This is a genomic window from uncultured Streptomyces sp., from assembly GCF_947488945.1.
Taxonomy (GTDB): Bacteria; Actinomycetota; Actinomycetes; order Streptomycetales; family Streptomycetaceae; genus Streptomyces.
Window position 1 is genome coordinate 240,972 of record NZ_CANLBS010000001.1, and the last position, 14,031, is coordinate 255,002.

The 14,031-nt window shown below is 73.0% G+C and carries 10 protein-coding genes; 3 read left to right on the forward strand and 7 right to left on the reverse strand.

All coding sequences use genetic code 11. The annotated features are described in order from the left end of the window. Positions 1–123 precede the first annotated feature (123 nt). Both Q0994_RS00975 and Q0994_RS00980 read left to right on the forward strand, forming a co-directional pair. Complete coding sequence (locus Q0994_RS00975; RefSeq protein WP_299527612.1) at positions 124–912, forward strand: sugar phosphate isomerase/epimerase; 789 nt, start codon at positions 124–126, stop codon at positions 910–912. A 357-nt stretch (positions 913–1,269) separates the two neighbouring features. Continuing rightward, positions 1,270–3,108, forward strand: coding sequence for a glycoside hydrolase family 3 protein (locus tag Q0994_RS00980; protein WP_299527614.1), 1,839 nt, complete (start codon positions 1,270–1,272; stop codon positions 3,106–3,108). Between the two features lie 70 nt (positions 3,109–3,178). Here Q0994_RS00980 and Q0994_RS00985 read toward each other — a convergent pair whose 3' ends face one another. From Q0994_RS00985 to Q0994_RS01010, 6 genes are all read right to left on the reverse strand, one after another. Then, on the reverse strand, positions 3,179–4,666 hold the full coding sequence (locus Q0994_RS00985) for a SulP family inorganic anion transporter (RefSeq protein ID WP_299527616.1): 1,488 nt from the start codon (positions 4,664–4,666) through the stop codon (positions 3,179–3,181). 8 nt (positions 4,667–4,674) lie between these two features. Further along, positions 4,675–5,262 carry a carbonic anhydrase gene (locus Q0994_RS00990; RefSeq protein ID WP_299527618.1) on the reverse strand — a complete coding sequence of 196 codons (588 nt, stop codon included), beginning with the start codon at positions 5,260–5,262 and terminating at the stop codon, positions 4,675–4,677. A 147-nt stretch (positions 5,263–5,409) separates the two neighbouring features. Then, entirely contained in the window at positions 5,410–5,814 is a 405-nt protein-coding gene (locus Q0994_RS00995; protein WP_299527620.1) for a hypothetical protein, read from the reverse strand. A 178-nt stretch (positions 5,815–5,992) separates the two neighbouring features. Next, complete coding sequence (locus Q0994_RS01000; RefSeq protein ID WP_299527622.1) at positions 5,993–6,994, reverse strand: nucleotidyl transferase AbiEii/AbiGii toxin family protein; 1,002 nt, start codon at positions 6,992–6,994, stop codon at positions 5,993–5,995. Next, positions 6,991–7,605 carry a hypothetical protein gene (locus Q0994_RS01005; protein WP_299527624.1) on the reverse strand — a complete coding sequence of 205 codons (615 nt, stop codon included), beginning with the start codon at positions 7,603–7,605 and terminating at the stop codon, positions 6,991–6,993. Before Q0994_RS01005 ends, Q0994_RS01000 begins: the two co-directional genes overlap by 4 nt. Before the next feature lie 164 nt (positions 7,606–7,769). After that, positions 7,770–9,251, reverse strand: coding sequence for a S28 family serine protease (locus tag Q0994_RS01010; RefSeq protein ID WP_299527626.1), 1,482 nt, complete (start codon positions 9,249–9,251; stop codon positions 7,770–7,772). 213 nt (positions 9,252–9,464) lie between these two features. Here Q0994_RS01010 and Q0994_RS01015 point away from each other — a divergent pair, with 213 nt between their 5' ends. Further along, positions 9,465–9,914 carry a hypothetical protein gene (locus tag Q0994_RS01015; protein WP_299527628.1) on the forward strand — a complete coding sequence of 150 codons (450 nt, stop codon included), beginning with the start codon at positions 9,465–9,467 and terminating at the stop codon, positions 9,912–9,914. Positions 9,915–9,984: 70 nt separating this feature from the next. Here the strand turns inward: Q0994_RS01015 and Q0994_RS01020 are convergent, their stop codons facing one another. Next, positions 9,985–13,872 carry an ABC transporter ATP-binding protein gene (locus Q0994_RS01020; RefSeq protein WP_299528123.1) on the reverse strand — a complete coding sequence of 1,296 codons (3,888 nt, stop codon included), beginning with the start codon at positions 13,870–13,872 and terminating at the stop codon, positions 9,985–9,987. Positions 13,873–14,031: the final 159 nt, after the last annotated feature.

The following is a 14,031-nucleotide window of genomic DNA, read 5'->3' on the forward strand; positions in this document are numbered from 1 at the left end:
TGCGTCGCATCGCTCCGCACCGACGGGGCAGTGGTTCTCAGGGCTGCGTCGCGGCACCGGGCGGATCAGCGCGTCCCGGGGCACCTTGTGCGGCCCGCTCGTACCGACGAAAGGACACATGCCGTGAAGCTCGCTTTCTCGACCCTCGGAGTACCGGGCCTGCCGGTGGCGGAGGTCGTACGGCTCGCCGCCGACCACGGTTACCAGGGGGTCGAGCTGCGCGCCCATCCCGAGGAGCCCGTCCACCCGGCGCTCACGGCGCTGGAGCGCGAAGAGGTGGTCGCGGAGTTCGCCAAGGGCGGGGTGGAGATCCTGACCGTGGCCGGATACGTCCGGGTCGCGGCGGAAGGCGAGGACGAGGCGGTCGTGGCCGAGCTCGCCTCGCTGGTCCAGCTCGCCCACGACCTGGGCGCGAGCTACGTCCGGGTGTTTCCCGGCGGCGGCGACCAGGACCCGGAGGCCGCCGACGCCGCTGCCGCCCGGCGGCTCGCGGCCGCCGCACCGCACGCCGCCGACCTGGGGGTGCGCATCCTGCTGGAGACCCACGACTCGCACCGGGCGGGCGCGGACGTGGCGCGGGTGGTCGGGGCGGTCGGCCACGCGCAGATCGGCGCGATCTGGGACATCATGCACACCTGGCTGGCGGGTGAGGAGCCGGAGACCACCCACGCCCTCCTGGCCCCGCACCTGGGCTACGTACAGGTGAAGGACATCGCCTCCGCCGAGGACACCGAGCCGCTGGGTCTGGGCGAGGGCGTGCTGCCGCTGGCCGCGTGCCTGGACACGCTGGACCCGGAGAGCTGGGTCTGCTGGGAGTACGAGAAGCGCTGGTACCCGCAGGCCTCCGACCTGCCGGGCATGCTGGACGCGGGCCGCGCGTACCTGCTGCGGCTGGGCGCGCCGAAGCAGTAGAGCGCGGACGCCGGGTACGGCGGCGGGGCCCCCTTACGAGGCGTGCGCACGAGGCGCGGCCACGGGGAACGTCTGCGGCCGTACCGGGACGCGGCTGCGGGAGGTACCGAGAGCGTCTCCCGGAGGTGTCGGGGGCGGTGCGTCCGCGGGAGGGCCGGGGGGCCGCCTGCGGCGCATCGGAGCACGCGGGCACGGAGCGCCGCACCGGCCCGCGCTCCGCCGCACCCGCACCATCCGTGACGCAGGACCGCCCCACCCGTGTCGCAGGTCTTCCCCGCCCATCCCCTTGACCGGTAGTAACTTTCCCTATATCCGTACCGTCTTGAAAGTTTCTTTCATTACCGGAAGGGGCTCCACGTGCATCACCCCACCTCCCGACGCGCTCTCCTCACCGCCACCGCGGTCGCCGCGGCGGCCGTCGCCACCGGGGGCGCGGTCCTCCCCGGCGCGGCGGCCGCCGAGGGCGCCGGGTCCGCCGGTGCGCCCGAGCGGAGCCTGCGCCGGATCATCGCGCGGATGAGCCTGGAGGAGAAGGTCGGCCAGCTCTTCGTCATGCGGGTCTACGGCCACTCCGCGACCGCCCCCGACCAGGCCGACATCGATCTGAACCTGGCCGAGATCGGGGTCCGTACCGCCGCCGAGATGATCGAGCGGTACCACGTCGGCGGGATCATCTACTTCACCTGGGCGCACAACACCCGTGACCCGCAGCAGATCGCCGAGTTGTCCAACGGCATCCAGCGCGCCGGGCTGGCGGGCCCGTCCCGGGTGCCGCTGCTGATCTCCACCGACCAGGAGCACGGCATCGTCTGCCGCGTCGGCGAACCCGCCACCCTGCTGCCCGGCGCGATGGCGCTGGGCGCGGGCGGTTCCCGGGAGGACGCCCGCCGCGCCGGGCAGATCGCCGGTGCGGAGCTGGCGGCACTCGGCATCAACCAGAACTACGCGCCGGACGCGGACGTCAACGTCAACCCCGCCAACCCGGTCATCGGCGTGCGCTCCTTCGGCTCCGAGCCGGACGCGGTCGCCGGTCTGGTCGCCGCCCAGGTGAAGGGGTACCAGAGCGCCAGAATCGCCTCCACCGCCAAGCACTTCCCCGGACACGGCGACACCAGCACCGACAGCCACACCGGGCTCCCGGTCATCCACCACACCCGCGCGCAGTGGAGCGAGCTGGACGCACCACCCTTCCGGGCCGCCGTCGCGGCGGGCATCGACTCGATCATGACCGCGCACATCGTGGTCCCCGCGCTCGACCCGTCCGAGGACCCGGCCACCCTGTCGCGGCCGATCCTCACCGGCATCCTGCGCGAGGAACTCGGGTACGACGGTGTGGTGGTGACCGACTCGCTGGGCATGGAGGGCGTCCGCACCAAGTACGGCGACGACCGGGTGCCGGTGCTGGCCCTGCACGCCGGCGTCGACCAGTTGCTGAACCCGCCCAGCCTCGACGTCGCGTGGAACGCGGTGCTGGAGGCCGTGCGGTCCGGGGAGCTGACGGAGGCCCGGCTCGACGAATCGATCCTGCGCATCCTGCGGCTGAAGTCGAAGCTCGGGCTGTTCCGGGACCCGTTCGTCACCGCCCGCGGCGTCGACCGCACGGTGGGGACGCGGGCCCACCTCGCCGCCGCCGACCGCATCGCGGAGCGCACCACCACGCTCCTCGACGACCCGGCGAAGCTGCTGCCGCTCTCGCGGCGCTCCCACCGGAACATCCTGGTGGTCGGCGCCGACCCGGCCTCCCCCTCCGGCACGACCGGACCGCCGACCACCACCCTGGCGGCGGCGTTCGGGGAACTGGGGTACGCGGCGACCGCGCTGTCCACCGGGACGGCGCCGACGTCCGCCCAGATCGCCGCTGCGGTGGCGGCGGCCGAGGGCAAGGACGCGGTGGTCGTGGGGACGTACAACGTCTCGGCGACCAGCTCGCAGCGGACCCTGGTCTCCGCGCTCGCGGCCACCGGGGTGCCGGTCGTGACGCTGGCGATCCGCAATCCGTACGACATCGCGCGGTTGGCGGGCACGGGGTACGCGGCGAGTCTGGCGTCCTACTCCTGGACCGACGTCGAACTGCGTGCCGCGGTGCGGGTGATCGCGGGACAGGCGTCCCCGCGCGGGCGGCTGCCGGTGCCGGTGCCGCGGGCGGACGACCCGGCGGCGGTGCTGTACCCGGTCGGGCACGGGCTCTCGTACTGACCGACGGGCGCCGTGCACCGGCCCGGCCCCCGCGCGTCCGGGCGCGCGGGGGCCGGGCCGGTGGCCGGTCTCAGCCGGACGCGCCGCTCGCCGAGGGGAGTTCGGTGAGCCGCACCGGGTCGGTCCCGGCCGCGCTGTGCCGCTCCGCCCAGTTCTCCATCGCCGTGCGGCAGGCGTGGTCCAGGTGGTGCAGACCGGTCAGATCCAGCTCCACGGGCCGGTCCCGGGGCAGCCCCTCCAGGCTGTCGAGGAGCCTCGGCAGCCGGAGGAACGTGGCGTTGCCCGTGACGTGCACCTGGATCGGGCCGGCTCCCTTGTCCATGACTTCCACCCTTATGTGCGAGGCGTCCCAGGCCGTCTTGACCACGGCCAGGGCGAGCCCGATCAGGACCCCTTCGAACATGTTGACCGTCACGATCGCCACGGCCGTGACCACGAGGACCATCGCCTCGCCCCGGTGCTCGCGCCACAGGGCCACGATCGTGCGCAGCGGTATCAGCTTGCCGCCGGCATGGATGAGGACCCCTGCCAGCGCGGGCAGCGGGATCAGGGCCAGCGCCGCGGGCAGCAGCGCCGCGAACAGCAGCAGCCACACTCCGTGCAGCACCCGCGACGCCTTGGTCTTCGCGCCCGCCTGCACATTGGTGGCGCTGCGCACGATGACCGCGGTCATCGGCAGCGCGCCGAGCAGTCCGCAGACGGTGTTTCCGGCTCCCTGCGCCATCAGCTCCTGGTCGTAGCGGGTGCGCGGCCCGTCGTGCAGCCGGTCCACCGCCGCGGCGCTGAACAGGCTCTCGGCGGAGGCGATCAGGGTGAAGGCCGCCACGGTCCCGAGCATGGCCGGGCCGAGGAGTTCGCCGAAGGCGTCCGCCCCGGGGAGCTGCACGGCGTCGAACAGGCCGCTCACCTCGACGGTGGCGACCGGCATGTCGAACACGAGTGCCGCGAGGGTGGCCAGGGCGACCGCCGCGAGTGCGCCCGGCACGGCCCGTACCCGGGCCGGCAGCCTCCTCCAGAGCACCATCAGGACGACGGCGCCCGCACCGAGGCTCAGCGAGGCCAGAGCGGCGGGGCTGCCGATGGCATCGGCAGCCGCCCCGGGAAGTCCGGTGATCTTGTCGGTCCCGGAGGCGGGGGCCTCCAGGCCGGCCGCCGCGTACAGCTGTCCGGCGACCAGGACCAGTCCGATGCCGGCCAGCATGCCCTCGACGACGGAGACCGAGATGGCGCGGAACCAGCGCCCCAGCTTCAGGGCGCCCATGGCGAGTTGCAGCACCCCGGTGGCGAGCACGATCACTCCGAGGGCGGCCACCCCGAAGGACCGCACGGCCTCGAAGACCAGCACGGTCAGTCCGGCCGCGGGGCCGGAGACCTGGAGGCTGCTGCCGCGCATCAGGCCCGTCACGATGCCGCCGACGATGCCGGTGATCAGGCCGAGTTCGGCCGGTACGCCGGAGGCGACGGCGACACCGACACACAGCGGGAGGGCGACCAGGAAGACGACGACGGAGGCGGTGAAGTCCTGGCGCAGGTGAGGGAAGGCGGTCCTGATCCTCATGGCCGGCCTCACAGCCCGCGGAAGGTGTCGGTGGCCGCGTCGTGGGCGAGGACGGTCCCGGTGTGGACCTCGTAGAACCAGCCGCGCAGCCGCAACCGGTCCGCCGCCAGCCGTTCGGCGACGCCGGGGTAGGAACGCAGGCGCAGCAACTGCGTCAGCACGTGGTTCTGCACCGCCTCGGCCACCGCAGGGTCGTCGGCGGCGCCCTCGGGACGGGTCGTGGCGTGGGCGAGCCAGTCGCGGACGGCGGGCACGGCCGTCAGGTCCTCGTCGCGCACCAGCGCTCCGACGGCACCGCAGTGCGAGTGGCCGCAGACCACCACGTCGCGGACGCCGAGCACCTCCAGCGCGTATTCGATCGTGGCGGCCTCCCCGGTGGGACGGGAGGCGTACGGCGGGACGACGTTTCCGGCGGTCCGCAGCTCGAAGAGTTCTCCGGGGCGGGCGCCGGTGATCAGGGCGGGAACGACCCGCGAGTCGGAGCAGGTGATGAACAGGACCTGGGGGGACTGGCCGTCGGCCAGTCGGGCGAACTCCTCGGAGCGCTCCGCGGACTGTGCGCCGAAAGAGCGGGCGTGGTCGATGAGGGGCTGCATCAGTGATTCCTCCTGGCGTGCCGCTCGGCGGCGCGTCGGTTGCATACGTGAACCGGGGCGGCGGCCCACGACGACATGGCCCTCTGGTCGGCGCACGCGGGCGTGCGGACGGGGCGTGGGGGATCGTCGGGGCGGCCGCGGAGCGGATCAGCAGCGGAACACCTGGAGCGCGGCCGCGTCCGGGCCGGCGGCGGATCTGGGCACCCCGTGCGCGTGACCCGGCGGGGCGACCGCGGCCGGCGGGTAGAGGACCCGGTCGACGTGCACCCCGGCGGCGCGGGCGGGCTCCTTGGGTGTGGCCCCCGCGGCGGCCCGGTGCCGGTCCGGGCGCAGCAGGCTGTTCGGGTCGCCGGGGCGCCCGGCGGTCCCGCAGGTGACGGACTCGTCCCCGGCCGCCTCGTGCGGATGGGCGGCGGGCGCGTCGGGGGCGGCGGCGGGCGTGGCCGCGGCGGAAGCGGCGATCGGCGCAAGGGTGGCGGGGGTTGGCAGATGCAGGGCGAACAGCAGGACCGTCAGGACCGAGATCACGAAGCGTGCCGTCGTACCGCGCACATCCGCCCCCTCCCCCGACTCCCCTGCACATTCACAGACGCTAACAGGCGCGAGATCCGGGCGCGTTAACCCTGGGTCAAGGGTACGAAACGGCGATGTGAAGGGAATGGGGATTTCGCGTGATCACACCATCGAGTGACACTCGTGCGAGTGAGGCATAAAAACCGACGAGCCGGTTTCATACCTCCTCGTCCGCCGGGTCGTCCGCGAAGGTCGGCGCGAGCGCCGTCCGCAAGCGATCGACGAACTCCTGCTCGCGCCCGGTGAACTCCGGGTACTCGTCGGCGAAGTGCCGCCACTCGACGTGGTGCAGCGCCTCGTCCAGGTCCCTGCCGAGCAGCCGCCACCGTCCGGGGGCGGCCGGTTCGCCGCCCGACCGGAACACCTCCTGGAGCAGCGCGTTCGGCAGGGCGCACCGCTCGGCCAGCAGCACCGCGTCGTACAGGTCCTTGCCCTGCGCGTACATGTCGTTGACCACCCACATCACCTTCCAGGCAAGCGAGAGCGCGGGGGTGGCCCCGTGGAGGGTGCCGCCGGTGGGCAGGCCGACCCGCTCGGGAGGCTGCGGAAGCGACTCCCCGAAGACGAAGTCCAGTTGGATCCAGCCGCCCGGGGAGTCGGGGGAGGTCCAGGGCAGCATCATGCGACGGCCCGGCACCCGTTCGTACGTCCAGATGTCCTCGCACACCGCCCCGGCGGGGTCGATCCGCACGCCCTCGGTGAGCCCCGCCGACCACTCACCCGCTGCCGCCGCGACCCCGGCCAGCAGCTCGGCGGTGCGCTCCTCCTCCATCCGCCAGCTGTCCGGCACCACCACGAAGTCCAGGTCACCCGGTTCCCGGGCTCGGTCGCCGAACCACAGGGCCATCAGCACGCTGCCGCGCAGCACCAGCGCCTGTGCCCACGGCGACGCTGCCACCCCGTCGCGTACGGCGGCCAGCGCGGACGCCCGCGCGGTCTGCCACGCCCGGGTCTCCTCCGGGGTGGGGAAAACCGGGTCGGAGGCGCGGAAGGCGTCGGGGAACTGCTTGAGCGCCGGGTCGAACACCGCCTTCTGGACCGCCGCGGCGTCCCTCACCCGCAACATCGTCGCCGGGAGGGCCGATCTGCCGACCGGCAGACCGAGCACCCGCGCCTGACCGTCCGCCACACCCTCTGCCGGCCGGTGTTCCGTGTTCACGACGTCTCCAACCACCCCTCGTCCAGTGCCGGACCGCTGTCCAGCAGCACGTACTCCCGCTCCACCTCGATCACTTCGTAGTGCGCCAGATCCGCGAGGAGGGCGTCCAGTTCCCGCCCCGCCCGTTCGGCGCCCACGCCGTGGCATCGCTGCGTGACGAACCGCTCCTCCCGCCCGTCGGGCCGCCGCCGGCGCGCGTTCCACGAAACGTGGGCCCCGTGCCGTACGGCCACGGCCGCCAGCTCCTCGCGGTCCTGGTCCACGTCGAGCAGCAGCTTCACGTGGTGTTCGAAGTGCCGCCCGCCGTCACCACCGGTCTCTGCGAACGCCGCCGGGACCTCCTCGCACCGCTGCGGCACCTCGGCCGACCAGGGCGCACACTCGATCTTGACCCGTGACACCGCGAACCCGGCCCCCGCCAACGCCGCCGCGAACGCGCGCACGGCCGTGCGTTGTTCACCGTAGGACGGCGTGGCTCCGCGCAGGGTGAGCATCGGCTGCGAGACAGTACGCCCGCGTGCCAGCGCGATGTGGGTGAACTTCACTCCGTCCTGGAGTGCCGCCCATCGCTCCAGCCTGCGCAGTTCTCTTCCGTCGCACAGTACGGTCATATGACTCTCGTACACCGGCTCAGCATGCCGCACCGCGGTCGGGCCGGGCACCCGGATATCGTGCGGGCCCCACACGCCCGTGCCCGCCGGCTCCGGGTGCGGAGCCGGCGGGCACGGGCCGAGCCGTACGCGACGAGGGGCCGGGGCCCGTCGGCGGCGTCAGGTCACGGGCGCAAGGTGCGCTCGCGGTTGAGCTGGGCGTCCTGCTTGTCCAGGCGCTTGTCGTACGGGGCCAGGGCCTTGGCCTTGGCCGGGTCGGCCGCGACGGCGGCCGGGGCGACGCCCGCCCAGCGCAGGATGGTGGCGGTCGCCTCGGCGCTCTCGTCCGCGACGAGACCGGCGACGTTGGCACCGTGGTTGGCGCCGGGCGCGGTGTAGACGTAGGAGTCGCGGGCGCCCTTGCCGATCCGGAAGCGCTCGGCGCCCCACGGGTCGTTCTCGCCGTAGACGTACATCATGCGGTCGGCGTGGTGGGTGACCCAGGTGTCCACGTCCAGCATGGCGAACGGCTGGAAGGTCATCGGGATGGACCGGGGCACGAAGTTGCGCGGAGGCTGGTAGCCGTAGCGGCTGAGGTCGCCGAGCCAGGGCTGCTTGATGTCGGGCGAGCCGAGCTGGGTACCGGCCTGGTAGTAGTACGGCGTGTACCGCTCAAGTCCTTGGTCGGCGTAGGCGGAGAAGCCGGAGATGCCGTCGACCGAGTCCCAGATCTCCTGGTCGGTGGCGGCCTCGGCGTCGGCCGGCAGCGCCGCGCAGTCGGCGACCTTGCTGTACTGCCAGAACGCCCAGACGTAGTCCATCACCACGGCCTCGTAGGCCCGGTCGAGCGAGCCGACGGTGGTGAAGGTGTAGCCGTTCTCGGCCGCGTACGCCTCGTACTTCGCCTCCAGCGGCGCGCGGCGGATCAGCGCCTCGCGCTGCACTCCGTTGAGCCGGTCCCGGCAGTCCTTCGTGCCGACCTTCGCGAAGAACCGGTCGTAGGCCGAGTCCTCCTTGTTCCACACGTCGTTGGGGGCGACGTAGGCGACCACGCCGTCCATGTCCTTCGGGTAGAACCGCTCGTAGTAGGTGGCCGTCATGCCGCCCTTGGAGCCGCCGGTGGAGAGCCAGTTGCGGTCGTAGATCTTCTTCAGCGCGGTGAACACGCGGTGCTGGTCGCTCGCGGCCTGCCAGATGTCGAGCTTCGACCAGTCGGCGGGCTCCGGGCGGGAGGGGGTGAAGAAGCGGTACTCCAGCGAGACCTGGTTGCCGTCGACGATCCGGGTCGGCTCGCTCCGGCCGGCGCTGGTGGAGACGTTGTAGCCGCCGGTGTAGAAGACCGTGGGCCGCGAGGTGTCCTTGTGCAGCAGGGTGATCCGCTGCTGGAAGGTGCCCCTGGACGGCTTGCGGTGGTCGATCGGCTGGGTGTATTCGAGGACGAAGAAGCGGTATCCGGAGACCGGCTTCTCCTCGATCAGGCTCATTCCCGGGATGGCCAGGATCCGGTCCTTGATGTCCTCGGTGCTCGCGTTCGCGGCGGACGTGGTCCCGCCGGCCTGCTCGACGGCGGGGATCGCGGCGGTGGCCGCCCCTGCCGAGGTCCCCGTCGCCCCGACCGCGCCTATGAGCATCGCGAGCGACAGCACACCTCTGAGCGCCTTGCGCATACAGCCTCCCCTGGATTCACAGCGTTCGCGGTGAACCTAGCGGGGTGAACACACGTCACGCCAGACCCGGTTGTGCCTCCGAGTCGCACCCGGAAGCACCGGCGGCCCGTCGGCTCCCCTCGCGCCGGACCCCTGACGGAGCGTGCGGATACTCGGGCGGACCTGAGTATCCGGGCCCTGCCGGGCGGACGGAGGGGCCGCGAGGCTGGGGGCATGCGAACCGAATCCGAGAACTCCCTCTTCCGCCTGACCGCTTCTCTCATGCCGACGGGCGCCGCCCTCGCCGCCTGGGCGGTCTGGCTGGGCTGGGACCAGCAGCGCGACCTGCACGCCGACGGCTCGACGACCGGCCCGTACGCCCCCTGGCAGGTGGCCGGGCTCGTACTGACCCTGCTGGCCGCGGTCTACGCGTCGGCGTCCCGGGGCCGTGTGGTGGCCGCGGTGCTGGGCACCACCGCCGGACTGGCCGCGGCGTCCTTCTACGACTGGTCGGACGACGACAGCGGCCTCTTCGTGATCGGCGTGGCCATGGTGGCGGGCACCGCCCTCTCTGCGACCTCGCTCGTGGCGCCCCTGATCGCCCGTTGGCGGGACCGGGGCAACCACCGGCCCACCGGTGCGGCCCGTTGGTACCGGATGCCCGGCGAACCCACCGGTTCCTGAACCCCCGTCAGGGCTCCGGTGGGCAGGGCCCGCCGGAGCGCCGCCGTCGCCGCCGCGGCGGTCACGGTCCTCAGCGCACGGCGGCCGGTTCGTCCTCGCCTATGAAGGTGCGCCACAGCCGGGCGTAGTGCCCGTCCTTGGCCAGCAGCGCGGCGTGCGTACCGTCCTCCACCACCCGGCCGTGGTCCATCACCACGACCCGGTCGGCGCGGGCGGCCGTGGTCAGCCGGTGGGCGACCACCAGCGTGGTGCGGCGGCCGGCGATCCGGTCGGTCGCCCGGTTGACCAGCGCCTCGCTGGCGAGGTCGAGGGATGCGGTCGCCTCGTCGAGCAACAGCACGTCGGGGCCGACCAGTTCGGCGCGGGCGAGCGCGATGAGCTGGCGCTGGCCGGCCGAGAGGTTGCGGCCCCGTTCGGCGACCTCGTGCAGGTAGCCGCCGTCCAGCGTGGCGATCATGTCGTGCGCGCCGACCGCGCGGGCCGCCGCCTCCACGTCGGCGTCGGGCGCGTCCGGCCGCCCGTAGGCGATGGCGTCCCGGACCGTGCCGGGGAACAGGTAGGCCTCCTGCGGGACGACGCCGAGGCGGTGCCGGTACGCGGTCATGTCGAGGTCCCGCAGGTCGGCGCCGTCGGCGGTGACCCGACCGGACGTCGGATCGTAGAAGCGCGCGACGAGCTTCACCAGCGTGGACTTGCCGGCTCCGGTCTCGCCGACGAACGCCACGGTCTGTCCCGCCGGAATGCGCAGGTCGACGCCGGACAGGGCCTCCTCCTCGTCCCCGTAGGCGAAGGAGACGTTCTCGAAGGCGATCTCGCCGCGCAGCGAGGTCACCTCCCGGGGGTGCTCGGCCGGGACCGTCGAGGTGGGCTCGCGCAGCAACTGCTGGATGCGGCCGAGGGAGACGGTGGCCTGCTGGTAGCCGTCGAAGACCTGGGAGAGCTGCTGGACGGGGGCGAAGAACAGATCGATGTAGAGCAGGTAGGCGACCAGCGCGCCGGTGGTGAGCGTGCCGTCGTCGACCCGTCCGGCGCCGACGATCATCACCGCGGCGGCGGCGACCGAGGAGAGCAACTGGACGAAGGGGAAGTAGATCGAGATCAGCCACTGGCCCCGGACGCGCGCCTCGCGGTAGTGGTCGCTGCGGGCCGCGAACCGGGCCGCCCCGTCGCGCTCCCGGCCGAAGGCCTGGACGATCCGCAGCCCGGAGACGGACTCCTGGAGATCGCCGTTGACCGCGCTGATGCGCTCACGCGCCAGCTCGTACGCCCGCACGCTCTTGCGACGGAAGACGACGGTGCCGACGATCAGCACCGGCAGGGTGGCGAAGACGACGAGGGCGAGCTGCACGTCGAGGACGAGCAGCGCCGCCATGATCCCGAAGAACGTGACGACCGAGACGAACGCGGTGACCAGGCCGGTCTGAAGGAACGTGGACAGCGCGTCCACGTCCGTCGTCATCCGGGTCATGATCTTGCCGGTGAGCTCGCGCTCGTAGAAGTCGAGGCCCAGGCGCTGGAGCTGGGCGAAGATCTTGAGCCGCAGCGAGTAGAGGACCCGCTCGCCGGTGCGGCCCGTCATCCGGGTCTCGCCGATCTGCGCCGCCCACTGGACCAGCACGACGAGGAGGGCGAGCCCGGAGGCCGCCCAGACCGCCCCGATCGACACCTGGGTGACGCCCTCGTCGATGCCGTGCCGGATCAGCACCGGCAGCAGCAGGCCCATGCCCGCGTCCACGGCGACCAGTCCGAGGCTCACCATCAGCACCAGCCCGAAGCCGCGCAGCAGCCGCCGCAGGCCGTAGGAGTCCTCCGGCAGAACCGCCCGCTCCTCGTCCACGGCGGGTGTGTCGGTGGCCGGCGGCAGTGCGGCGACCTGGGCGAGCAGTTCCGGGGTGGCGGGCATCCCGGCCGCCGTGGTGTCGCGCTCCTCCTCGGTGCGGATCCACAGCTCGGGCGTGATCCCGCGCTCGGCGTCGAACTCCGCCTCCAGCTCGTCCTGGACCGACCGGTCGTCCTCGGGCACCGCCCCGCCGGGCGGCGGACGGTGGCCGGGCGAGGTGCCGCCGAGCTCGTCGGGGTCGGTGAGCAGCCGGCGGTAGAGGGCGGAACGCGCCTCCAGCTCCTCGTGGGTGCCGACGTCGGAGAGCCGGCCGTCGTCGAGGACCGCGATCCGGTCGGCGAGGCCGAGCGTGGACCGCCGGTGGGCGATCAGCAGCGTGGTGCGCCCCGCCATGACGTGCGTGAGGGCCTCGTGGATCTCGTGCTCGACCCGGGCGTCCACGGCGGAGGTGGCGTCGTCCAGGACGAGCAGCCGGGGGTCGGTGAGGATCGCCCGGGCGAGCGCGATGCGCTGGCGCTGACCGCCGGAGAGCGTCAGCCCGTGCTCGCCGACCTTGGTGTCGTAGCCGAGCGGCAGCTCGGCGATGAAGCGGTCGGCCTGCGCGGCGCGGGCGGCGCGCTCGATCTGCTCCTGGGTGGCGTCGGGATGCCCGTAGGCGATGTTGTCGCGGATGGACTCGGAGAACAGGAAGCTGTCCTCCGGTACGAGGCCGATGGCCGCCCGCAGCGACCGCTGGGTCAGCTCGCGCACGTCGTGGCCGCCGACCAGGACGGCCCCGTGCGTCACGTCGTAGAAGCGCGGCACCAGGAGGGAGACGGTGGACTTGCCGCTGCCGGACGCGCCGACGAGGGCGACGGTCTCGCCGGGCTCGATGGTGAGCGAGAAGCCCTGGAGGACGGGGCGCAGGGCGGGCTCGGGCTCGGCGGCGGTCTCTGCGCCCGCGGTGCCGTCACCGGGCGTGCCGGTCGCGGTACCGGTGGGCTCGGCGCCGGCGGCGGGGGCGGTCGCGGGGGCGGTGGGGGCAGCGGCGGTTCCGGTACGGGTGGCTCCGGTGCGGGTGACGTAGCCGAAGCTCACGTCGTCGAACTCGATGCCGGCCGGGGCGTCGGCGGGCAGGTCCTTGGTGCCGTCGCTCATGGTGGGCTCGGTGTCGATCAGCTCCAGTACCCGCTCCACGCCCGCCCTGGCCTGCTGGCCCACGGTCAGCACCATGGCGAGCATCCGGACCGGGCCGACGAGCTGGGCCAGATAGGTCGAGAAGGCGACGAACGTACCGAGCGTGATCTCGCCGCGGGTCGCCAGCCAGCCGCCGAGCGCCAGCATCGCGACCTGCCCGAGGGCGGGAACGGCCTGGAGCGCGGGGGTGTAGCGCGAGTTCAGCCGGACGGTGCGCAGACGCCCCGCGAAGAGCCGGCGGCCGACCGTCCGCAGCTTGCCGGTCTCCTGCTCCTCCTGCCCGAAGCCCTTCACGACGCGGACGCCGGTCACGGCGCCGTCGACCACCCCGGCGACGGCGGCGGCCTGGCTCTGCGCGTACCAGGTGGCGGGGAAGAGCCGGGTCCTGGAGCGGCGCGCGATGAACCAGAGCGCGGGCGCTACGGCCACCGCGACCAGTGTCAGCAGCGGCGACAGCCAGGCCATGACGACCAGGGAGACGAGGAAGAGCAGGACGTTCCCGATGGTCATCGGGAGCATGAACAGGAGTCCCTGGATGAGCTGGAGGTCGCTGGTGGCGCGTCCGACGACCTGGCCGGTGGACAGCTCGTCCTGGCGCCGCCCGTCCAGCTTCGTGATCGTCGAGTACATCTCGGTACGCAGGTCGTGCTGCACGTCGAGGGCGAGCCGGCCCCCGTAGTAGCGGCGGACGAACGTCGCGAGGTAGACGACGACCGCTCCCCCTATCAGCAGTCCGGTCCAGACGGCGAGGGAACGGGTGTGCTCGGTGACGACGTCATCGATGATCACTTTGGTGATCAGCGGGATGAGCGCCGTGACGCCCATCCCCACAAGTGAGGACCCGAGGGCCAGCACCACATTGCGCCGGTAGCGCCAGGCGTACCCGGACAGTCTCCGCGCCCAGCCCTGCCGCCCCGCGCCCTCTTGTTCCGCGCCCTGCACCGGTGCCTCCCGTTCGCCCTGCGTGTCGCCGTGCCGCGTCGCCGCGCCCGGTCGTCGCACATCGCGTGCGTCGCCCTGCGTGGCCGTTCCACCGTGTTCGCCGGCGGACGGCCTGCTCCGCCGCACCGCTCCAACGCCCTGGGCTGCGGATTTCATCCC

What these genes read in the sequence shown, in the direction of transcription:
- Q0994_RS00985 (WP_299527616.1), bottom strand. Translation starts at nt 4,666, where the DNA reads ATGAGGATCAGGACCGCCTTCCCTCACCTGCGCCAGGACTTCACCGCC.
- Q0994_RS00990 (WP_299527618.1), bottom strand. Translation starts at nt 5,262, where the DNA reads ATGCAGCCCCTCATCGACCACGCCCGCTCTTTCGGCGCACAGTCCGCG.
- Q0994_RS01005 (WP_299527624.1), bottom strand. Translation starts at nt 7,605, where the DNA reads ATGACCGTACTGTGCGACGGAAGAGAACTGCGCAGGCTGGAGCGATGG.
- Q0994_RS01010 (WP_299527626.1), bottom strand. Translation starts at nt 9,251, where the DNA reads ATGCGCAAGGCGCTCAGAGGTGTGCTGTCGCTCGCGATGCTCATAGGC.
- Q0994_RS01015 (WP_299527628.1), top strand. Translation starts at nt 9,465, where the DNA reads ATGCGAACCGAATCCGAGAACTCCCTCTTCCGCCTGACCGCTTCTCTC.